This window comes from Sphingobacterium sp. GW821-FHT03E03 (assembly GCF_059420745.1).
Map to the genome: position 1 here is coordinate 19389 of NZ_JBWKUH010000005.1, position 19978 is coordinate 39366.

The window sequence follows — 19978 nt, forward strand, 5'->3', positions numbered from 1 at the left end:
CATTTAATGTAAAATAGCAGTACTATGCAATTTGAGGCTGGAGAACTATTAAGTAAAATAAACGATCCCTCTGATCTTAAAAAGCTAAAGGAAGACCAATTAGAACAACTAAGCCAGGAATTACGTCAATTTATTATTGATCAAGTTTCGGTGAATGGTGGTCACTTTGCAGCAAGTTTGGGAGTCGTTGAGTTAACCGTGGCGTTACACTATGTAATGAATACACCTTATGATCAATTGATCTGGGATGTAGGTCATCAGGCTTATGGTCATAAAATTCTGACCGGACGTCGTGAGATATTTCATACGAATCGCATAGAAAACGGAATTTCGGGTTTCCCCAATCGTTTTGAGTCCGAATACGACGCTTTTGGCGTAGGGCATTCTTCTACATCAATTTCAGCGGCTTTAGGCATGGCTGTAGCTTCCCAAATAAAAGGAGAAAAAGATCGTCAACATATTGCGGTTATTGGAGACGGAGCTTTAACTGGCGGTATGTCATTTGAAGCCTTGAACCATGCCGGTATTTCTAAATCTAACCTATTGGTGATTTTGAATGACAATTGTATGTCCATAGATCCAAATGTTGGAGCGCTGAAAGAATATTTAACAAGTATTACTACATCAAAACGATATAATAGATTTCGGGATGATATAGCTGCTGTGTTGATCAAAATCTCTGAAGTGGGACCAAATGCTCTCGGCATAGTAAAAAAACTGGAGAAAAGCATCAAAGGTACTTTATTGAAGAATGCTAATCTTTTTGAGTCATTGAACTTTAGATATTTTGGTCCAGTTGATGGACATGATGTAAAGAAGTTGGCCAAGACGCTTGAAGATCTTAAACATATACCTGGTCCTAAGTTGCTACATGTTGTAACAATGAAAGGAAAGGGATTTGCGCTTGCTGAAAAAGATCAGACGAAGTGGCATGCGCCAGGCTTATTTGATAAAATTACTGGCGAGATAAAGAAATCTTCAAGTGAGAAACCAGTTGCACCAAAATACCAGGATGTTTTTGGACATACTATGGTGGAACTTGCTGAATCAAATGAAAAAATTGTTGGTATCACGCCAGCAATGCCTTCTGGCTCCTCGATGAATATCATGATGAAGGCAATGCCTGACAGAGCATTTGATGTTGGTATTGCCGAACAACATGCTGTTACATTTAGTGCTGGCTTAGCGACTCAGGGTTTATTACCCTTTTGTAATATTTATTCATCCTTTATGCAACGTGCCTATGATCAGGTTGTCCATGACGTCGCCCTACAAAATTTGAATGTTGTGTTTTGTTTAGATCGTGCTGGGGTAGTGGGAGCGGATGGTGCAACACATCATGGAGCTTATGATATTGCATTTATGCGTTGTGTCCCGAATATGACTGTTTCTGCTCCTATGAATGAAGAAGAGCTTAGAAACTTGATGTATACGGCACAGTTACCTAATAAGGGGCCTTTCGTTATTCGTTATCCGAGAGGAAATGGGGTGATGCCAGATTGGCGCCGTCCATTTACGGAAATAGAAATAGGGAAAGGACGGGTGATTACTGAAGGCGAGGAACTCGCTATTTTAAGCTTCGGCGCTATTGGAAATGAAGCCGTCAAAGCAGTACAGCAATTGAATGAATTGGGAATACATCCTGCACATTATGATCTGCGATTTGCTAAGCCTTTGGATGAAGCCTTATTGCATCAAGTGTTTAAAAAATTCAAGAAGATAATCACAGTTGAAGATGGCTGTCTGCAGGGGGGCATAGGCTCCGCTGTATTGGAATTTATGGCCGACCATGGTTACAATAGTCAGATTATACGATTAGGTATTCCTGACCGAATTGTAGAACATGCTGAACAGAATGCACAATGGCGAAATTCTCATTACGATGCTGCTGCAATTGTGGAAGAGGGAAAAAAGATGTGTGATGGAAAATTTACCCATACAATGGTTGGATAGATTCAGCCATTTATAATTTACCATAAAAAGGAAATCCTCTAAGGGGATTTCCTTTTTTTTTGCTGAAAAAGTTTTTTTGGAGTCTTCCTTTCTGTCATGTTACAAAAACGATTGTTTAACGACCTGTAATTATTATACTTTTTTATTTCACAAGGGCTTCAGAATAGAGTAGAAAGATGTTGAGTAATGTTGTTAAGTAGAGTTTAAATTCTTATAAATTTAATATTAAAAATATATGAACTAAAGGTTGTATTTCGCTTTTATTTTGGTTAATTTAGTTCTATACCTTTAAGACTGAGCTGTAGTATGTTTACTACTTTTTTTGTTCTTTTTTTTGAAATAAATTTGGAATGTTAATAATTATTTTTAGAGATCAATTTTAGCGCGAGTTTTCCATAATTTTACAAGGTAAACAGCTGATATATAGATTTTTATTAATTATTTTATATTTTAGTTTTTTAGCTGATTTTTTTTTGTCATCTTCGTTCTCAGAGAAAGTTATCAACATATTTTTTGTCGCGTATTGTAAATCAACTTATTAACAATTTTAGAATGGAAAAAACGTATTCAAGTGTCTGGAATAATTGTCTTTCGATTATCAAAGATAATATCCCAGCACAAAGTTTCAAGACCTGGTTTGAACCTGTGAAAGCAGTCCGTTTGGAGGGTGACGTTTTGACTATTCAAGTACCTAGTTTATTTTTTTACGAGTGGTTGGAAGAACACTATGTGGGTATTCTTCGAAAGACCGTAAAGAAATTTCTAGGAGAACAAGGTAGATTGGAATACAATATTGTAGTTGAGAAGTCATCAGCTTCTCATCCCTATACGACTAATCTTCCATCGAATGGCAATGGGGCAGAGGGTAAGAGACAATCTATTCCTGTGCCGGTATCTTTGAATAGAGATATCAAAAATCCATTTGTTATTCCTGGATTAAAGAAATTGCAGGTTGACCCGCAATTGAATCAAAACTACACATTTGAGAATTTTATTGAAGGTGAATGTAATCGTCTTGCTCGTTCTGCGGGCTATGCTGTAGCAAACAAACCGGGAGGTACTTCATTCAACCCTTTAATGATTTATGGTGATGTAGGTTTGGGAAAGACACACCTTGCCCAAGCTATCGGTAATGAAATCAAAAGAAATCTTCCCGATAAGTTGGTCATTTATGTGTCCTGTGAAAAATTCTGTCAGCAGTTTGTGGATTCATTGAAAAATAACACAATCAATGACTTTGTTAATTTCTATCAGGCAATGGACGTGATCATCATGGATGATGTACACAATTTTGCTGGTAAAGAGAAAACACAGGATATTTTCTTCCATATATTCAATCATTTGCACCAATCTGGAAAACAAATCATTCTGACTTCTGATAAAGCACCTAAAGATCTAGCTGGTTTAGAAGAACGTTTGCTTAGTCGTTTCAAGTGGGGATTATCTGCAGATATTCAAATTCCGGATCTGGAAACAAGAATGGCGATTTTGAAGAAGAAGATGTATTCTGACGGCATTGAATTACCTGAAAATGTCGTGGAATATGTAGCAACACAAATCGATAACAGTGTTCGTGAATTAGAAGGAGCAATGGTTTCTTTATTGGCTCAATCTACATTGAACAAAAAAGAAATTGATTTGGGGCTGGCGAAATCGATGTTGAAGAATTTTGTGAAGAATACACATAAGGAAATTTCAATGGATTTTATTCAAAAATTAGTTTGCGAATACTTTGAGGTTCCTGTGGATATGGTAAAGTCAAAGGTCAGAAAACGTGAAATCGTGCAGGCCAGGCAAATTTCGATGTATTTAGCAAAAAGCCACACAAAATCTTCGCTCAAATCGATTGGCGCATTCTTCGGAGGAAGAGATCATTCAACCGTCATCTATGCATGTCAAACCGTTGAGGATTTAATTGAAACTGACAAGAAATTTAAAACTTATGTCAGCGACATTATGAAGAAATTGAAATCTTAATGTCGATTGGTATCGAGTTAAAGTAAAAAAAGGGTTGTCTATCTAGACAACCCTTTTTTTGTACTCTATATGGTAGTGGAATAAAAAAAAACTCTGAATATGCCTAAGCATATCCAGAGTTTTAATACATTCCTCTTAATTTGAATAGAATGATTATTGTTGTTGATTGCTGTTTTCGTTGTTATTTTCCTTTTGTTCTGTTGGTGCCGGAGTGGCAGGAATACTTACTGCAGGTCGCTCCTCAATGTATTTTTTAAAGGCCACTTTCTGCTCGTCTGTCAATAGTAGAGCGATCTTGCTATCTGATTCACTTTGAAGCTTCGTAATGCTCTCTTTTTTTACATCTGCTGTTGTTGTGGTATCTTGTATAACAGCTGCTATCGCTTTTTCTTGATCCAATACAATTGGTGATACCGCGGTTTTTTGTTCGTCATTCAGTGTAAGCTTTGTTACCAATTCAGTCACAACTTTAGTTGCATTTTCTTCTGGGGTGGTTTGCTGTGCAAATATTAGGCTCATCGCTAGGAAAAAACCTATACCGGTTAAAAATAACTTTTTCATGATGTTTAATTTTAAAATGAAATTATTCAATGAATTTATTAACGTCTGTTTTAATTATTACATAAGCTGTTAATTAGCACTGGAATCTGTTTTAGTAGGTTCTGTACGCGTAGGGACAGCTTTTGCTGGCCGTTCGGCAATTACCTTCTGATAAATAGTTTTTTGATCTTCTGTAAGTAATTGACTCACCTTGCTGTCTACTTCTGTTTGAAGTTTATTGAGGTTTTCGCCTTTCGCAGCGGCAGTGGAAGTGCTATCTTTTAGAATTGTTTCTTCTGCTTTTGCTTGATCCAATAGAATGGAGGATACAGCAGTTTTCTGTTCATCATTCAGATTCAGCTTTTGTACCAGTTCGGTAGTAGCTTTCGCAGCGGTTTCCTCAGGTGTAGCCTGTTGGGCGAATGTTAGGCTAAGTGCCAAACACAATCCTATACCTGTTAAAATTAGCTTTTTCATATCTATTGTATTTAAAAAGTTACAACTATGATGTCTTGATATAAAAACTAATAAAGCTGATTTATATTGTATCAAGTATGTTACTTTAACAAAGTTTTAACGCTACATGTTTATGTATCTTGTTTATTATAAGTTGTATATGTGTTTTAGGTGCAATATATAATAGATAATGATTGTTTTGTTTTAAATAAAGGGCGGAGAATCGCTTTTGGTATAGAAGAAAGAATATGCTTGCTTGGAAGGATAAATGGCCTTAAAAGGCCTAATAATGGTATTATAAGGCTTTATAGGTCTAATATGCTATAGAGAAGTATACTCTCTACTATTTTGGCTAACCATAGAATAATTCATAAAAAAGGTCGATAAATAATCGACCTTTTTCATTAAAATTAGTTTTCAGAACGTTTTTTCATTCTATCCTTCATTTTTTCTTGCTGTTCATCGAATAGTTTTACTTGATCTGGAGTGAGCCAGGATTTTATTTTAGTTGCCTGAGCTTCTTGGAGCTGTTTAAACTTTTCCATATTGGCTTTGCGGTCTCCACCATCACTTTTTATTGCCGCTCGCTGTTGGGCTTGGCTTAATGTAAGATTATAAATGGAATCTTTTTGCACTTGATTAAGTGTAAGTAGTTTGTCTAGATGTTCCACACGCATCTTCGCCTGTTCTTCGGGACTACGTTGTTGGCGCTGTTGCGCAAAAGCTACTGTTGTCGCCAAAAGCAGACCACTTATTACCATTAAAGTTTTCTTTTTCATCGCTTTATATTTTAAGTTTGCTTTCCTTTTGAATATAAATTTGACGAAAAAGTTTACTAAAATATTAGCCCTTAACAAAATTTAAGGTTGATTAACACTTAATGCGACTGTATCACTTATAATATTACAAAATTGATCTCTTTGTTCTGGATCATTAAATTTAAGTCCTATCGGTAAATAGACGAGTTCTGTAGTATCGAAACGATCTTTATATGGTTTTAGCCGTTGATAATCCTTTTCAGTGGTTAATACTATTTTATTGCTACTATTTAGAGTTTGGAATGCTTTTATGATTTGGTCAATATCGGAGTCGTTAAATGTATGGTGATCTCCAAAAGAGATATGATTGACAGAGTTTGCTTTTTTATTGACATGATCTAGTAATGGCTGTGGTCTGGCAATTCCTGTCACTAATATTATATCCTTATTTTCTATATCAATAGGTTTCCCATCACTACTAACAGGTTCAAAATAGTCTATATGGCTAAACGCGATCAAGGCCTCTCTGTTATAACGACGGAGCTTTTCTTCTATACGTATTTTTTCCTCACTAGAAATATTAGGCGGACATTTTGTAATGACTATGATTTGTGCTCGTTTAGATTCAGTGAGTAGGTCTCTGAAATTTCCAGCGGGAAATACAAACATAGGTTGCGAAAAGGATCGGAAATCGAATAAAAGAATATTAAATAAAGGAGATAATTTTCGATGTTGATAGGCATCATCCAAGATAATAAGCTGATGATCTGTCTGAAGTTTTTCTATTCCAGTACAACGATCTTCACATACCGCTACTGTGACATTTGAAAGCTTGTTTTTGAATTGCAATGGCTCATCACCTACATCTATTGCAAGAGAATCTGTTTGCACAGTCCGGAATCCTTTTGTTTTTCGACCATAACCTCTGCTGAGAATAGCTACCTTGTAGTAACGACTAAGGTATGAGACAACAAATTCGGTCATGGGACTCTTACCGGTACCACCAACTGCTAAATTACCAATAACGATAGTAGGAATCTGAAAAGATCGAGCTGGTAACACATGGAAATCATATAGGCGATTTCTTAACCATACGATTAATCCAAAAATAATGGAGAGGGGAAGAAGCAGATATCGTAAGAAAGTCCACATTATTTTGGTATTACTGTCAATCCAATATCTGTAATTTCCTGCAAAGGATTATTTCGCATATTCTGTTCAATGGATATCGTATATAATCCTGTGTCTGGAAATATGTAATCTTGATGAATGATAGATTGCTGATTGTAAAGACTACCTGATGATTTTCCAATCCACTTTCCATCTGATTTTGCCAATTTAATTTCTTTACGGAAGGTATTTGTTTTTTTATCGGGACCTTGCTGGTAAATCAAAACAAAGAGATTTGAAAAAGCATATTCAGGTGTATGGCGTACATCTATAAGTACATCGTATTTTTTTGTCTTGTCGCTAATATGGAATTGAAAACTAGGATGTGAGGTATATAACCACGTCTTATTTTCGATAGGTTTATTTTCATTGATAATAGCAGTTTGGTCACAAGATGTCCATAAACCAATACATAAAACTCCAAAAAGAAAAGCCTTTAGTTTCATTTTAAATCTATATAAATAGAATATGCCTAACATTTTAAAATTAGGCATATTCATTTTATTCTGTTTTTGAGGCAGGATTGTTATTGTTGCCTTTGTTTTTATTTCGATGGCGATTAAAGCGTTTTTTAGGTTTATTATTTTGCCCCTCTTTATTTTCTTTGCTCGCCGTTGCAGGATTTGTACTATCCGGATTGCTTTGCTGTTTGGCCACTACCTGTTTTGGTGGATTTTGTTCAGCCTTATCATTTTTCTGACCGCTTTTATTTTCCGGTTTAGCATTATTGCTTTTGGCTTTCCGTTTTTTCTTTCTTTTGTTGCGGTCATCCAAACGTGTTAAACTATCTTGACCGACTACATTTTCGTAATCGTAGTTGATAATTTTTTCCTCTCGGATATCTTCGGTTTCTATTGCACTTGATATGGCCTCTGGTTTAATACCCTGCTTATTCATTTCGACAAGTTCTTTGACTTGTTGAACTGGCATTGCAATCCAGTTTTCTGCTCCTGGGAAAGAAAACCACATCATTTTTTTGAAGATATCGGTTTTCTGGAGATAAGCCACACCTTTTAGTGTTTCAATACGGTCAATATTGTTAGGAATGTCTTTCAATGCGTCCATATAACTATCCAATTCATAATTGAGACAGCATTTTAACTTACCACATTGTCCAGCTAGCTTTAAGGTATTCAATGATAAGTTTTGATAGCGGGCAGCAGAGGTGGAAACGGTTTTAAAATCCGTTAACCAAGTAGAACAACATAGTTCGCGTCCACATGATCCAATACCGCCAAGGCGGCTTGCTTCCTGACGCATACCGATCTGGCGCATTTCAATCCGTATACGGAATGCTTCAGCCATTTTCTTGATCAATTCACGAAAATCCACACGACCTTCTGCTGTATAATAGAACGTTGCTTTCGTTTTATCCCCCTGATAGTCGACATCAGAAATTTTCATTGACAAGCCTAGATCCAAAGCAAGTTTACGTGCTTTATGCATGGTTTCCCATTCAAGATCTTTCGCTGCATTATACTTTTCTACATCCACTTCATTTGGCTTCCGATAGATCTTTTTTGTCACCAATTCAGGGGTAACATTGTTCTTTTTTAATTGTAATCGAACTAACTCACCTGTCAAAGAAACGTGGCCAACGTCATATCCCCCTGTTGAGGGCTCTACAACGACCATTTCTCCCATTTCAAGGTATAGGTTGTCTACATTAATAAAGAAATCTTTTCGAGATCCTTTGAATCGTACTTCTACGATATTGAAAGGTTTATAGTTTGATGGCATATCCATATCGGAAAGCCAGTCATATACATCTAATTTATTACATCCGCTAGTCATGCAGGATCCATTATTCTGACATCCTGATGGTATACCATTTGCTGTGGTAGTACCGCAACCTCCGCCGGATGAGCAACTGCCACATCCCATAGTTTTCTATTTATATATATTGAGTTCCTTTCGGAAACGTTTTGTATTTGTATATTAATGTTAATTGCAAAGATAAATCTAAAAATAATATTTTAGGGTTTGCATTTCTTTCTACAAAATAATGCGTTTCCTCAAATAGATTTATTGTTTCTTCAATTTGTTCTATGCTATAATGTACTGCAAATTTTTGGACAAAATCCAATTCTTTGGCAGGTAAAAATACGAGACTGGAGAGTCTTTCCTTAATCAAAATAATCTGCCGCATCATGTTGATCGCATAAAAAAGAAAGCTCTTTTGATTTTCGCGACCCATTTTGGACAAATCCTCTTCAACTAAAGAGATCATGTTTGTTCCTGCGTCCGATACGATAAATCGCAGCCAGTTTACCAAAATGCCAAAATGATTATTGCTCTGTGTATTGAGTTGATTAAGCGCTTCCTGTAAGTTTCCATCAGCTATAAAAGCTATTTCAGATGCTTCCTGATCAGAAAGATGTTGCGCAGTCTTCAAATACTGTGAGACTTCGGTATGATCTAGTTTCTTAATTTTGACCAACTGCGTCCGAGAAATAATGGTATTTAAAATTTTATCTTGATTCTCTGCAACCAAAATAAATAACGTTTTTTCGGGCGGTTCTTCAATCAATTTTAATAAGGCATTGCCTTGGGTATCCAAGTATTCGGGCAACCACATGATCAAAACTTTATATTCAGCCTCAAAAGCTTTAAGACTCAATTTCTTGATGATACCATGTGCTTCAGCAATATTAATATTGACCTGTTTATTATCTGCATCCAACTGATTTCGCCAGTATTCCAGACCCATATAGGGATTGGTTAAAAAGGACTTTCGCCAGTTTTCAGCATAATCTGTCGCTGTATCTTCTTTGTGTTTGGCAATAAAAGGATAGGACATGTGCAAATCTGGATGAATCAGCTTGCCATATTTTCGGCAAGAAGCACATTCGCCACAACTATCCGTAGTTTGTTTATTTTCACAGTTTAAAAACTGAGCATATGCATAGGCTAGCGCAAGACTTCCGGAGCCCTCCGGGCCTAGAAATAATTGCGCATGGCTCACACGGTTTTCATGAACCGTACGAACAAGATGTTCTTTAATGTCTTTATGCCCAATGATATCTTTAAACTGCATACACTATTGCTATTATACAAATGTAATAAATATTGTGATTTATCAGGGTGAATTTGCTTTCTATACTTTTGAAAGCGTGCTTATTAATTGAAATACAATCGCTTATTTAAGTGCAATAAATCTTCGTATGTGGAAAGAAAGGCATTTACAAATCTGAAAAATATTGATTAATTTGTGTATTATTGCACATAATAATTAGTAATTAGGAAATGAGATTCATTGTATCAACATCAATTTTATTAAAGCAGTTACAAGCTATCAATGGAGCATCTAGTACAAGTACTGTTTTACCAATATTGGAAAACTTTCTTTTTGAAATAAAAGACAATAACTTGACTATTTCTGCTACGGATTTGCAGACGAGTATGGTTACTTCTTTGCAGATTGAAGCAAAAGAAGAAGGAAGAGTAGCTATGCCTTCTAAGATTTTGATAGAAACATTAAAAACTCTCCCTGATCAGCCCGTTGCTTTTTCAGTAGACATGAATACATTGGCTATTGAAATCAGTGCAGGTGATGGTAAATATAAATTGAGCGGAGAAAATGCAGATGATTTTCCTAAAATTCCTTCTATTGATAACGGATCTATTATAGAAATGCCAGCTCCGGTTCTTTCGGAAGCTATCAGTAAGACGATCTTTGCGGTAAGTAATGATGAATTGAGACCAGCTATGTCTGGGGTTTTAGTGCAATTGGCTGAGAAAAATGTGACTTTTGTTTCTACAGATGCACATAAATTGGTACGTTACACCAGATCAGATATCAGTGCTGAAAAACCTGCTTCACTTATCCTACCTAAGAAGGCACTTTCTTTATTAAAATCGTCCTTACCATCAGATGATACAAAAGTATCTATCGAATATAATCAGACCAACGCATTTTTTAGTTTTGGTAATATCAATCTTATCTGTCGTTTGATCGATGAGCGTTACCCTGACTATGCTGCGGTAATTCCTCAAGTCAATCCAAATAAGCTAACAGTTGATCGGTTACTTTTCTTAAACACTTTGAGAAGAGTTGTTATTTTCGCAAATAAAACAACACATCAAGTACGTTTGAAGATATCTGGTAGCGAATTGAATATCTCTGCTGAAGATCTGGATTTCTCCAACGAAGCACACGAACGCTTGTCTTGTCAATTTGAGGGGGATGATATGGAGATCGGATTTAACGCTAAATTTTTGGTTGAAATGTTAAATAACCTTGAAAGCGAAGAGGTTGTTATCGAAATGAGTACACCAAATCGTGCCGGTTTATTGATTCCTGCGACGTCTGAAGATCATGAGGACATTTTGATGTTGGTTATGCCAGTGATGTTAAATAACGCTTAATCTTCTTTTCGGTTTTGGAAATAATTACACATCTTATTGACTTTATTCTCCATATTGATAAACATTTGGTTGAAATTGTCAATGATTATCAATTATGGACATACCTTATTTTGTTTCTTATCATTTTTGTGGAAACAGGTGTGGTCGTAATGCCTTTTTTACCTGGAGACTCTTTGCTGTTTGCTGGCGGAATGCTTGCTGCACAACCGAATGAACTGAATGTTTGGTTGATGATATTGATCCTGCTGATTGCTGCAATATCAGGAGACTCTCTTAACTACTCCATCGGAAAGCATTTTGGGATGCGATTGACAAAATTCAAACTTTTTGGGAAACAGGTTGTCAAGGATGAACAGATTGCCAAAACACATGCTTTCTATGAAAAGTATGGAAGTAAAACGATTGTCATAGCCCGTTTTGTACCCATTGTACGTACATTAGCACCATTTGTTGGTGGTATTGGCAAGATGAATTATGGTACTTTCATTACTTACAATATAGTCGGAGCTGTGTTGTGGGTGGGCGGCATAACATTAGCTGGCTATTTTTTGGGTAATATTCCAATTATTCGAGATAATTTTTCGAAAGTGGTACTACTGATCATTTTTATTTCAGTACTACCTATTATATTTGAATTGGTAAAAGAAAAAATAAAAACTAAAAAGGGAGTTCAATAGGACTCCCTTTTTTTCTGAAAGTATCTGTTTTCTATTAGTCAGAAAGAACCTTCAGTTGATTTTCATAGCTGTTGGAGCTTATAAAGAGCATGAAGGTTTTATTTATCGAATATGGAGTTTGTTTCTCAACTGGTCGATTTTATCTTACATATTGATCAACACTTGCTGCAGATTGTCAATACCTATGCTGGATGGACTTATTTCATTCTATTCTTGGTTATCTTTGCTGAAACAGGATTTGTGGTTACACCATTCCTTCCGGGGGATTCAGTATTATTTGCATTGGGTGCCATTATTGCAAGACCAGAAAGCAATCTTTCACTATTACTTTTCCTATTTATTCTAATATGTGCGGCTATTTCTGGCGATTTTGTGAATTATGAGATAGGTAAATATTTTGGAATTCGAGTTTTTAAACCAGACTCAAAAATTTTTAAACCATCCTATCTTCAAAAAACACAAGATTTCTATGCTAAATATGGTACTAAAACCATTGTTTATGCTCGTTTTGTACCTATTGTCCGAACCTTTGCCCCTTTTGTAGCGGGTATTGGCAGGATGCCATACCGCATTTTCGGTAAATACAATATAGTAGGTGGTATATTATGGGTATCGTTATTTATTCTAGCGGGTTACTTTTTTGGGCAGATTCCTTTTTTCAAGCAGAATTTTTCCCTAGTTGTATTAGCTGTCATATTTATTAGCCTAATACCCATGTTGATACAGTTTTTAGCTGTTAAAAGGTCAAAAAAAGATTAAACGTTAAATACTAAAGTCAGTCTTTTAAGGTTAAAGGATTGATATGAAATATTTCATTTTAGCATTTACCTTATTTGTCACACAGCTTGCTTTAGGGCAGCGTGTCTCTGTCGATCGGCGTCAAGCAAAAGAGGCTTACGATCTATTGAATAAAATTCGAACAAATCCTGAGAAATATAAAAAGGAATTAAAACTTTTCAATCTACAAAAGATTACACGAACAAAGCTTAATTGGAACAAGCAGCTTGCCGAAGTTGCAGAATATCGCGCTAAAGATATGGCCAAACGGTCTTATTTTGATCATGTCTCTCCTGAGGGCTATGGACCCAATTATTTTATAGAAGAAGCCGGATACGAGTTAAATCAGTCTTGGCTAAAAAAAAGGAGCGCCAATAACTTTGAATCCATTGCTGCTAATCGTGCTAGTGCAACCGATGCTATTAAAGCATTGATTATCGGAAGAGAAGCGCCAGGTTACCACCATCGTACGCATTTATTGGGTATGGATCAATGGAACGGATCATTATATGATATTGGGATTGGTTATGTGAAGTGCAAGGGAGCTAGTCCTTATGAAAGCTATCTTGTTGTTATTATTGCAAAGCATGATTGGTAAATAAACAGTCCTATTTGGAGGTAATTTGAGGAGTATCAGCAATTAATCTATGTTGCGTCTTCAACTTTTATTCGAAAAGTCATACCTTTGCATATGATAAAATCCATGACAGGATATGGCACGGCTTCCAAAGAGAACGGTAAAGTCAAATATAGTGTCGAAATAAAGTCCTTAAATTCAAAATTCCTTGAATTAAATCTTCGTCTACCTAAAGTAGTATCGGACAAAGAATTGACCTTGCGCACCGAGTGCAGTAAGCTTATTGAACGCGGAAAAGTTAATCTGAACGTGACCGTAGAATATGCTGATCAAACAGCCAAGGCCTCATCTATCAATGCTGATTTACTGAAAAAATATTATGGTCAATTGCAGCAGATCGCAAATGAGCTAAATGATACAAATGTCAATCTATTCGAATTGGCGTTAAATATGCCCGAAGTTGTCACCAACAATGACGATACCGTAGATGATGAAGAATCTAGCGTATTGATGGATGCTTTTTATGATGCGGTAAGACATTTCAATACATTCCGTGAAGATGAAGGAAATGTATTGGCTCAAGATCTAAAAAAGAGAGCTGAAATGATTTTGATCTATTTGGGCGAAGTGGAAGCACTGGAAGTTGAGCGTATTCCTTTGATCAGACAACGTATAGATCAATTTCTCAATGATAGCGTGGGTAAAGAGAATGTAGATCAGAATCGTTTTGAACAAGAGCTTGTTTATTATATCGATAAATTAGATGTCACTGAAGAGAAAGTTAGACTCCGTTCACACTGTAACTACTTTCTAAAAGCCTTTGATTCGGCCGATTCAAATGGTAAGAAATTAGGCTTTATCTCTCAAGAAATGGGCCGTGAAATCAATACCTTGGGATCTAAAGCTAATCACGCCGGTATACAGCAGATTGTGGTTAGAATGAAAGAAGAATTAGAAAAAATAAAAGAGCAGTTGCTCAACGTATTATAAGGATGAGCGGTAAATTAATTATTTTCTCAGCACCGTCGGGTGCGGGAAAAACAACTATAGTAAGAGACCTTTTAAGTAAACATGGAGATAAAATAGAATTTTCTATTTCTGCGAGCACTCGTGATCCAAGGGGACAGGAAGTCGATGGAAAAGACTACTACTTTATGTCCAAAGAAGAATTTTTGCATAAAGTGGCCAAACAAGAGTTTATCGAATTTGAAGAGGTTTATTCTGGCACATTTTATGGTACTTTGCGTTCCGAAATTGAACGTATTTGGAAAGAGGGTAAAAATGTTATTTTCGATATTGATGTCGTCGGGGGATTACGCCTGAAATCTAAATTTCCAGAACAGGCAATCTCTATATTTGTGCAGCCACCATCTTTAGAGGTCCTTAAAGAACGTCTAACCGGACGTGGCACAGATTCGGAGGAAAAACTACAAGAAAGATTTGCCAAAGCGGAATTGGAACTTACCTATGCGAATAAGTTTGATGTGATCTTGAAAAATTTTGACCTCGCGACTGCTTGTGCCGACGCAGAAGAAATTGTAATGGGCTTCATCAATAAATAAAGGGTTAAATGAAAAAAATTGGTTTGTTTTTTGGCTCCTTTAATCCGGTGCATGTTGGGCATTTGATTATAGCAAATTACATGGCCAATTTTACTGGACTGGATGAAGTTTGGTTTGTGGTCTCTCCACAGAATCCATTTAAGAAAAAATCTACCTTAGCGGATCCCTACGATCGTTTAGAGATGCTAAATCTTGCAGTGGAGGATTGTGAACATTTGCGCGTGAGTGATATTGAATTTCATTTACCGGTACCGTCTTATACAATAGATACCTTAACATTTCTAAAAGAAAAATATCCAACTAGAGAATTTGTGCTTTTGATGGGCGAGGATATCTTAGAGTCATTGGAGAAATGGAAGAATCCGGAGATTATTTTGCGCGATTTTCATATTTATGTGTACCCTCGTCCAGGTTATAATGGGGGAAAACTTAAGGATCATCCTTCCATAACCATGACAGATACACCATTAATGGAACTCTCTTCTACTTTTCTGCGAAAAGCGATCAAAGAGAATAAGAATATTCAGTTTTTTACACCGCAAAAAGTAATTGATTTTATAGATAAAAAGGGGCTTTATTCATAAGGACTGCAAAATATACAAAGTGAATCCCTGGATCTCTTAGGAAGTCCAGGGATTTTTGTTTTCTACGTAGTTAGAAAGCTAATCTTGCAGCGCATAGCTTTGGAACATGTAGAAATATCGAAAGTGATACCTTTATAGATCAGAAATAAATAAAATTTATGGTATTAGATTAAAAAAATGGAATTGTTTTTGGTAGAAATAATTTCCTTACTTTTAAATAGCATTATGTATACTTTATGAGAAGTTTAATTTTATTATTTATTTGCCTAAGTAGTTGGACTTGGGCTTTTGCACAGACAGAAAATGAGGAAGGAAGTAATTATATCATGGATCCCGCTGCTATTGAACTTAGGACAAAGATGACAATACCACCTTATGGTTTGGCAAAGGTGAAAGCTTTGATTGCTAAATTATCTCCTGTAGCGGATAGAGATGGGACAGATACTGGTGTGCTTGCTCTTTCTGCAACGGATTTTAAGAATTTAAGTTTACGCGAAAAATTTACGTATACCATGATTCATGCTGAGGTATATGCCCAGAATTGCGATATACCAGAAAATCAGAAAGCTATTGACAAGAAAATATTCGGTAAGTTGCTCGGTGGTTTTAATGAAGCTTGGTGGTCAGAAAGACAGATCGATTTTTTGCAAGAAAACAGAGATTCGGTTATGAAGCTGATTCAAGAGTCTGTCTTGAGAAGCAAACGAATGGGGGTGAATTACAAAGAGACGATTGAACAGATCAATGGCTGGCAAATGATTCCATTTGTTATTGAATATGCAAAGAAAACTCCTAAAGATAAGGATGCATTAACTTTGCTGTTGTTACTGATGAAACGTGGCGAATATAGCGAATTTATGAAGTCTACATCCTTCAAAAAGTTATATGGCGAGACAAGTAATTACTATTCCTACTTAGATTATAATCAAGAAAACGAAGCACTAATATATCGTAGAGCAATGGGGTATTACAATGAAAAAAAAGGTAAATAAAATATGGGCTTGCTGCCTGATCTTGCTGGGCTTTATCAGTAATCCGAGTTTTGGCCAAGAATATAAAGATGTTGCCTGGGATGAACCTCGTCCAAATGATTCAGCATATTATGGCATGCGGGAAAAAACAAGTACACCACCTTTTGGTCTCAAAAAGGTCCAAGGCTTAGTTGAACAGCGACTGAAAAGCCTTCCGGATGAAGCATTGGTAGACTATGATGCTGGAATTTCGAGAGCTGACTTTGATAAGTTGAGCTTCGAAGAGAAGTTTACCTATACAATGATCTATCCTGAAATTTACAGTCAGGCTTGCGCAGAGCGCATGTTTGTATTTGACCCCCAAAGCAAAATATTCGGGCATTTGCTTTTTGTTTATAATGGCGTTTTTTGGAGTGATCGTCAACTTCATTTTATGAAGAAAAATAGAAAAAGAGTAATAGACTTGATTACAGACCAAGCAACACGTAGCAATACACTTGGATTGAATTATAAAACAGCGTTAATAGAAATTGATGCTTGGGATAGTATTCCCTTTTTGGTCAGTTTCTATCAAAAGAATCCAAAGGACAAAGATATATTGACTACTTTGCTTCAATTATTGAAAACGTCAAATTTTGGAGCATTTGAACAGTCTAAAATATACAACAAGTTATACGGAGAAAATACGCATTCTGATAGCTGGGTGAATTTTTCAAGAGCCAACGAAGAGTATATTATTGAATCCGCTCAAGCGCTATATAAAAAACGTAAAAACCAGTGAAACAAGCACTTTCCATATTGATCTTGTTTCTCTTGGGCTATATATCATTAGTAGGGCAGGAGAAAGGGTATGTTTTAATTCCCGGAGGAGATTATCAATTGGGGGATACGATGAGTATGGATAATCCGAAAAGAACAGTACAAATAGAATCTTTTTGGATTGCTCAATACGAACTGACCAATGCCGAATTTGAAAAATTTGTACAGGCGACGGGCTATCAGACTTTGGCAGAACGATATCATAATGCAATGGTATTTGAGCCTGGACTTGCCGAATTCAGGTGGCTGCAAGACAGCACTGCTTATTGGCGTTTTCCAAATGGGATAAGCCGTGGAGGTATAGTAGACAAAATGGATCATCCTGTTACCTGTATATCTTTTAAAGACGTATTGGTTTATTGCGCTTGGGCTGATTGTAGGTTACCCACTTTTGAGGAGTGGGAGATCGCTGCGAGAGCAGGCAATGATGGACGTTATTTTGAAGGGGTGAATAAAGAAAATATAGGTCAATATGCTAATATATGGCATAGCAGAGATCACCTTAAAGCAGACTATTCGGATGGTTATATGTATACTTCCCCTGTAGGGGCATTCAAACCGAATCCATGGGGACTTTATGATGTGTTCGGTAATGTATTTGAGTTTTGTTCAGGCAAGCTAAATAGAGATGGGGAGCGTCATGTAGCACATGCAAGAGGAGGGTCATGGTGGTGCAGTAGAAATAGCTGTTCGGCCTTCAATACGGTCTATATTGGCTCTGTTAGCCCGAATGCCTCATTCAGTAATCTCGGATTTAGGATCGTAAAAAAAGCCTTTACCCCGAAGGATAAAGACTTTTAAAACAAACTAATCTTAAAATGTTGATTTTTTATCTTCCCATCCAGCCACCATCGACAGTAAAGATGGTGCCATGTACGTAATCTGCTGCTTTTGAAGCAAGGAATACCGCTGGTCCTTTAAAGTCTTCTGGCGTACCCCAGCGTCCAGCAGGTATACGATCCAAGATAGATTTAGAACGTTCTGGATCGTCTCTCAATGCTTCCGTATTATCCGTTGCTATATAACCTGGAGCAAAACCATTTACATTCACTCCCTTGGAGGCCCATTCATTTGCAAAAGCCTTTACCAATGACCCTATTGCACCTTTGGAGGCTGCATATCCAGGAACATTGATACCGCCTTGAAAAGTCAATAACGATGCCGTGAATACAATTTTTCCAGTTCCACGTGAAATCATATCTTTTCCAATTTCCCTTGTCAGGATGAATTGCGCATTTTGATTGATTTCGATAATTTCATCCCAGTACTCATCGGGATGTTCAGCTGCTGGTTTACGCAGAATATTTCCAGCATTGTTGAACAGGATGTCTATGGTTGGATGCTCCGATTTTACTTTTTCAATAAACTGATAGAGTGCGGTTCTTTTTGAAAAATCACATTTGTAAGCATAAAAATTCCTTCCTAATGCTTGGATGGATTTTTCTACTGCCGACCCTGTTGTCTCCAGCGATGCCGAAACACCAATGATATCTGCCCCAGCTTCCGCTAATGCTTCAGCTATAGCTTTACCTATTCCTCTTTTACAGCCAGTTACCAAAGCGACCTTCCCGGTCAAATCAAAAGATTGCAGTATGGACATTATTTTGAGTATTTTATCGTTAATGGTTGATTTAAGTTATTTCTAAATTCTTTGATATAGGATTGCCATTGATCAAAACTGGTTATTTTTCCCGCTTTATTGAATGCAGCTCCGGTAAAATAGATCAAAGGGCTGTTGTTTTTGACCGAAGTTGCCAATAAAAACTGTTTTGGATTATCCTTAAATACATATTTTACTTTATTAGGCAAGATCACGGCGGTCCCAGTGATTTTATCTCCCTCAGCAGGCTCCCAATAAGCCAAAATACCATTTTTGGTGTCGTTTAACAGCTGAGGTTTATCCTCTTTTCGTTTGGCAAGACCAACGACAACAGGGGTGCTGCTTGAAGTCGTATTTTTGATTGCATAACGTATTTTGTTCAGTTGGCTTCCCGCGTCCAGAGAGATTGTTTTTTCAACTTGTATATGTTGACCCTTTACATTTTCTGGCTCATAGATAAGCTTAAATGTAGTCCGTAAAGGACCATTATCTAAGACTTCGTATTGACGATAATGTTTGTGATAGACGACCTGCTGATCAATAAATGGAGTTGCGTCGCCTACTCCTAGTGTTTGACCCACAGAATAGTAATCCAAACCTTTACCATGATCGGCATGATAATCCCCTGTTTTATACCATTCGTCAATAATAAGATCATTCGTCCTTTTAGACCAAAAATCAAATCCTTGGGCATCTTCGGAGCTACCTTCTAATGCCTTTCCATAGGCTCTGAATGCAGCAATGTCATTTTCCCAAGCAAAGTCATCTTTACGTTCTGGGACATAACGCGCAAAAGTCTTGGTAGCAACGGTTTTTGGACTATTTCCAGTTACACCAAAAGTCAAAGCACTTTTAGGCGCAATAGATACTTGTATCAGTACATTTTGAGGGATTGACTGTCCTAGCTGTTCCAGTTGGTAAGCCAATTCCGCTTTATCCTTGCTATCAACAATCGTAAAGACATTTTTCTTCAACTCAAAATGTTTTTCGAATGTTGCATAAGGAATACTGATCAGCTCTGTTCTAGATACGGCTGAAGGATTTTTAACCGTAATCGTCTTATTGTTTTGGGCAAAAGCGATGCTCGAAAGCCCTAGCGTTAAACTTAATATGAATGTTCTTTTCATTTGATAAAGGACTAAAGAAAAAAGATTAAAGACAGCGTTTGTAAACCGGAGGATTGACGAAC

At 36.6% G+C, this 19978-nt stretch carries 21 protein-coding genes; 12 read left to right on the forward strand and 9 right to left on the reverse strand.

Going from position 1 to position 19978, the window contains the following annotated elements:
* Positions 1-24: 24 nt before the first annotated feature.
* Both dxs and dnaA read left to right on the forward strand, forming a co-directional pair.
* Positions 25-1953: a 1-deoxy-D-xylulose-5-phosphate synthase gene (dxs, locus tag AC07UV_RS07885; protein ID WP_495183273.1), complete on the forward strand. Its 1929-nt coding sequence runs from the start codon at positions 25-27 to the stop codon at positions 1951-1953.
* Between the two features lie 552 nt (positions 1954-2505).
* Entirely contained in the window at positions 2506-3930 is a 1425-nt protein-coding gene (gene dnaA / locus AC07UV_RS07890; protein WP_077436883.1) for a chromosomal replication initiator protein DnaA, read from the forward strand.
* Between the two features lie 153 nt (positions 3931-4083).
* On the opposite strand, the gene AC07UV_RS07895 is transcribed toward dnaA, so the two are convergent.
* The 7 genes from AC07UV_RS07895 to AC07UV_RS07925 form a co-directional block, all read right to left on the reverse strand.
* Positions 4084-4491 (reverse strand): hypothetical protein, encoded by a 408-nt coding sequence (locus AC07UV_RS07895; protein ID WP_282251422.1) that lies wholly within the window; start codon positions 4489-4491, stop codon positions 4084-4086.
* A gap of 69 nt (positions 4492-4560) precedes the next feature.
* Positions 4561-4947, reverse strand: coding sequence for a hypothetical protein (locus AC07UV_RS07900; protein WP_495183274.1), 387 nt, complete (start codon positions 4945-4947; stop codon positions 4561-4563).
* Between the two features lie 389 nt (positions 4948-5336).
* Positions 5337-5705 carry a hypothetical protein gene (locus tag AC07UV_RS07905; RefSeq protein WP_259185188.1) on the reverse strand — a complete coding sequence of 123 codons (369 nt, stop codon included), beginning with the start codon at positions 5703-5705 and terminating at the stop codon, positions 5337-5339.
* Between the two features lie 81 nt (positions 5706-5786).
* Positions 5787-6836: a tetraacyldisaccharide 4'-kinase gene (lpxK, locus tag AC07UV_RS07910; RefSeq protein WP_495183275.1), complete on the reverse strand. Its 1050-nt coding sequence runs from the start codon at positions 6834-6836 to the stop codon at positions 5787-5789.
* On the reverse strand, positions 6836-7348 hold the full coding sequence (locus tag AC07UV_RS07915; protein WP_495183276.1) for a gliding motility lipoprotein GldH: 513 nt from the start codon (positions 7346-7348) through the stop codon (positions 6836-6838). Before AC07UV_RS07915 ends, lpxK begins: the two co-directional genes overlap by 1 nt.
* Positions 7349-7355: 7 nt before the next feature.
* A complete protein-coding gene (locus tag AC07UV_RS07920; RefSeq protein WP_495183277.1) occupies positions 7356-8738 on the reverse strand; it encodes a PSP1 domain-containing protein in 1383 nt (460 codons plus the stop codon).
* 10 nt (positions 8739-8748) lie between these two features.
* The gene (locus AC07UV_RS07925; protein ID WP_495183278.1) at positions 8749-9891 is read right to left on the reverse strand and encodes a DNA polymerase III subunit; all 1143 of its coding nucleotides are present in this window, start codon (positions 9889-9891) and stop codon (positions 8749-8751) included.
* Between the two features lie 209 nt (positions 9892-10100).
* On the opposite strand from AC07UV_RS07925, the gene dnaN reads away from it, so the two are divergent.
* The 10 genes from dnaN (at position 10101) to AC07UV_RS07975 (ending at position 17990) form a co-directional block, all read left to right on the forward strand.
* The gene (gene dnaN / locus AC07UV_RS07930) at positions 10101-11222 is read left to right on the forward strand and encodes a DNA polymerase III subunit beta (RefSeq protein WP_104384747.1); all 1122 of its coding nucleotides are present in this window, start codon (positions 10101-10103) and stop codon (positions 11220-11222) included.
* 14 nt (positions 11223-11236) lie between these two features.
* On the forward strand, positions 11237-11899 hold the full coding sequence (locus AC07UV_RS07935; protein ID WP_120261281.1) for a DedA family protein: 663 nt from the start codon (positions 11237-11239) through the stop codon (positions 11897-11899).
* Between the two features lie 111 nt (positions 11900-12010).
* Positions 12011-12658 carry a DedA family protein gene (locus tag AC07UV_RS07940; protein WP_495183279.1) on the forward strand — a complete coding sequence of 216 codons (648 nt, stop codon included), beginning with the start codon at positions 12011-12013 and terminating at the stop codon, positions 12656-12658.
* 43 nt (positions 12659-12701) lie between these two features.
* Complete coding sequence (locus tag AC07UV_RS07945; protein ID WP_282251408.1) at positions 12702-13274, forward strand: CAP domain-containing protein; 573 nt, start codon at positions 12702-12704, stop codon at positions 13272-13274.
* 93 nt (positions 13275-13367) lie between these two features.
* The gene (locus tag AC07UV_RS07950) at positions 13368-14243 is read left to right on the forward strand and encodes a YicC/YloC family endoribonuclease (protein ID WP_495183280.1); all 876 of its coding nucleotides are present in this window, start codon (positions 13368-13370) and stop codon (positions 14241-14243) included.
* A gap of 2 nt (positions 14244-14245) precedes the next feature.
* The gene (gmk, locus tag AC07UV_RS07955) at positions 14246-14815 is read left to right on the forward strand and encodes a guanylate kinase (RefSeq protein ID WP_120261277.1); all 570 of its coding nucleotides are present in this window, start codon (positions 14246-14248) and stop codon (positions 14813-14815) included.
* 8 nt (positions 14816-14823) lie between these two features.
* The gene (nadD, locus tag AC07UV_RS07960) at positions 14824-15399 is read left to right on the forward strand and encodes a nicotinate (nicotinamide) nucleotide adenylyltransferase (RefSeq protein ID WP_495183281.1); all 576 of its coding nucleotides are present in this window, start codon (positions 14824-14826) and stop codon (positions 15397-15399) included.
* A 236-nt stretch (positions 15400-15635) separates the two neighbouring features.
* A complete protein-coding gene (locus tag AC07UV_RS07965; RefSeq protein ID WP_495183282.1) occupies positions 15636-16391 on the forward strand; it encodes a hypothetical protein in 756 nt (251 codons plus the stop codon).
* On the forward strand, positions 16372-17151 hold the full coding sequence (locus AC07UV_RS07970) for a hypothetical protein (protein ID WP_495183283.1): 780 nt from the start codon (positions 16372-16374) through the stop codon (positions 17149-17151). The genes AC07UV_RS07965 and AC07UV_RS07970 overlap by 20 nt, the downstream gene beginning before the upstream one ends.
* Positions 17148-17990, forward strand: coding sequence for a formylglycine-generating enzyme family protein (locus AC07UV_RS07975; protein WP_495183284.1), 843 nt, complete (start codon positions 17148-17150; stop codon positions 17988-17990). Before AC07UV_RS07970 ends, AC07UV_RS07975 begins: the two co-directional genes overlap by 4 nt.
* Positions 17991-18018: 28 nt before the next feature.
* On the opposite strand, the gene AC07UV_RS07980 is transcribed toward AC07UV_RS07975, so the two are convergent.
* Together AC07UV_RS07980 and AC07UV_RS07985 are read right to left on the reverse strand one after the other, a co-directional pair.
* Complete coding sequence (locus AC07UV_RS07980; RefSeq protein ID WP_495183473.1) at positions 18019-18783, reverse strand: SDR family NAD(P)-dependent oxidoreductase; 765 nt, start codon at positions 18781-18783, stop codon at positions 18019-18021.
* 5 nt (positions 18784-18788) lie between these two features.
* Entirely contained in the window at positions 18789-19916 is a 1128-nt protein-coding gene (locus tag AC07UV_RS07985; protein ID WP_495183285.1) for a BT3233 family polysaccharide utilization protein, read from the reverse strand.
* Positions 19917-19978: the final 62 nt, after the last annotated feature.

Bases quoted from the DNA above. Each gene is read 5' to 3' on its own strand.
- dxs (WP_495183273.1), top strand. From the start codon at position 25: ATGCAATTTGAGGCTGGAGAACTATTAAGTAAAATAAACGATCCCTCT.
- dnaA (WP_077436883.1), top strand. From the start codon at position 2,506: ATGGAAAAAACGTATTCAAGTGTCTGGAATAATTGTCTTTCGATTATC.
- AC07UV_RS07895 (WP_282251422.1), bottom strand. From the start codon at position 4,491: ATGAAAAAGTTATTTTTAACCGGTATAGGTTTTTTCCTAGCGATGAGC.
- AC07UV_RS07900 (WP_495183274.1), bottom strand. From the start codon at position 4,947: ATGAAAAAGCTAATTTTAACAGGTATAGGATTGTGTTTGGCACTTAGC.
- AC07UV_RS07905 (WP_259185188.1), bottom strand. From the start codon at position 5,705: ATGAAAAAGAAAACTTTAATGGTAATAAGTGGTCTGCTTTTGGCGACA.
- lpxK (WP_495183275.1), bottom strand. From the start codon at position 6,836: ATGTGGACTTTCTTACGATATCTGCTTCTTCCCCTCTCCATTATTTTT.
- AC07UV_RS07915 (WP_495183276.1), bottom strand. From the start codon at position 7,348: ATGCCTAATTTTAAAATGTTAGGCATATTCTATTTATATAGATTTAAA.
- AC07UV_RS07920 (WP_495183277.1), bottom strand. From the start codon at position 8,738: ATGGGATGTGGCAGTTGCTCATCCGGCGGAGGTTGCGGTACTACCACA.
- AC07UV_RS07925 (WP_495183278.1), bottom strand. From the start codon at position 9,891: ATGCAGTTTAAAGATATCATTGGGCATAAAGACATTAAAGAACATCTT.
- dnaN (WP_104384747.1), top strand. From the start codon at position 10,101: ATGAGATTCATTGTATCAACATCAATTTTATTAAAGCAGTTACAAGCT.
- AC07UV_RS07940 (WP_495183279.1), top strand. From the start codon at position 12,011: ATGGAGTTTGTTTCTCAACTGGTCGATTTTATCTTACATATTGATCAA.
- AC07UV_RS07945 (WP_282251408.1), top strand. From the start codon at position 12,702: ATGAAATATTTCATTTTAGCATTTACCTTATTTGTCACACAGCTTGCT.
- AC07UV_RS07950 (WP_495183280.1), top strand. From the start codon at position 13,368: ATGATAAAATCCATGACAGGATATGGCACGGCTTCCAAAGAGAACGGT.
- gmk (WP_120261277.1), top strand. From the start codon at position 14,246: ATGAGCGGTAAATTAATTATTTTCTCAGCACCGTCGGGTGCGGGAAAA.
- nadD (WP_495183281.1), top strand. From the start codon at position 14,824: ATGAAAAAAATTGGTTTGTTTTTTGGCTCCTTTAATCCGGTGCATGTT.
- AC07UV_RS07965 (WP_495183282.1), top strand. From the start codon at position 15,636: ATGAGAAGTTTAATTTTATTATTTATTTGCCTAAGTAGTTGGACTTGG.
- AC07UV_RS07970 (WP_495183283.1), top strand. From the start codon at position 16,372: ATGAAAAAAAAGGTAAATAAAATATGGGCTTGCTGCCTGATCTTGCTG.
- AC07UV_RS07985 (WP_495183285.1), bottom strand. From the start codon at position 19,916: ATGAAAAGAACATTCATATTAAGTTTAACGCTAGGGCTTTCGAGCATC.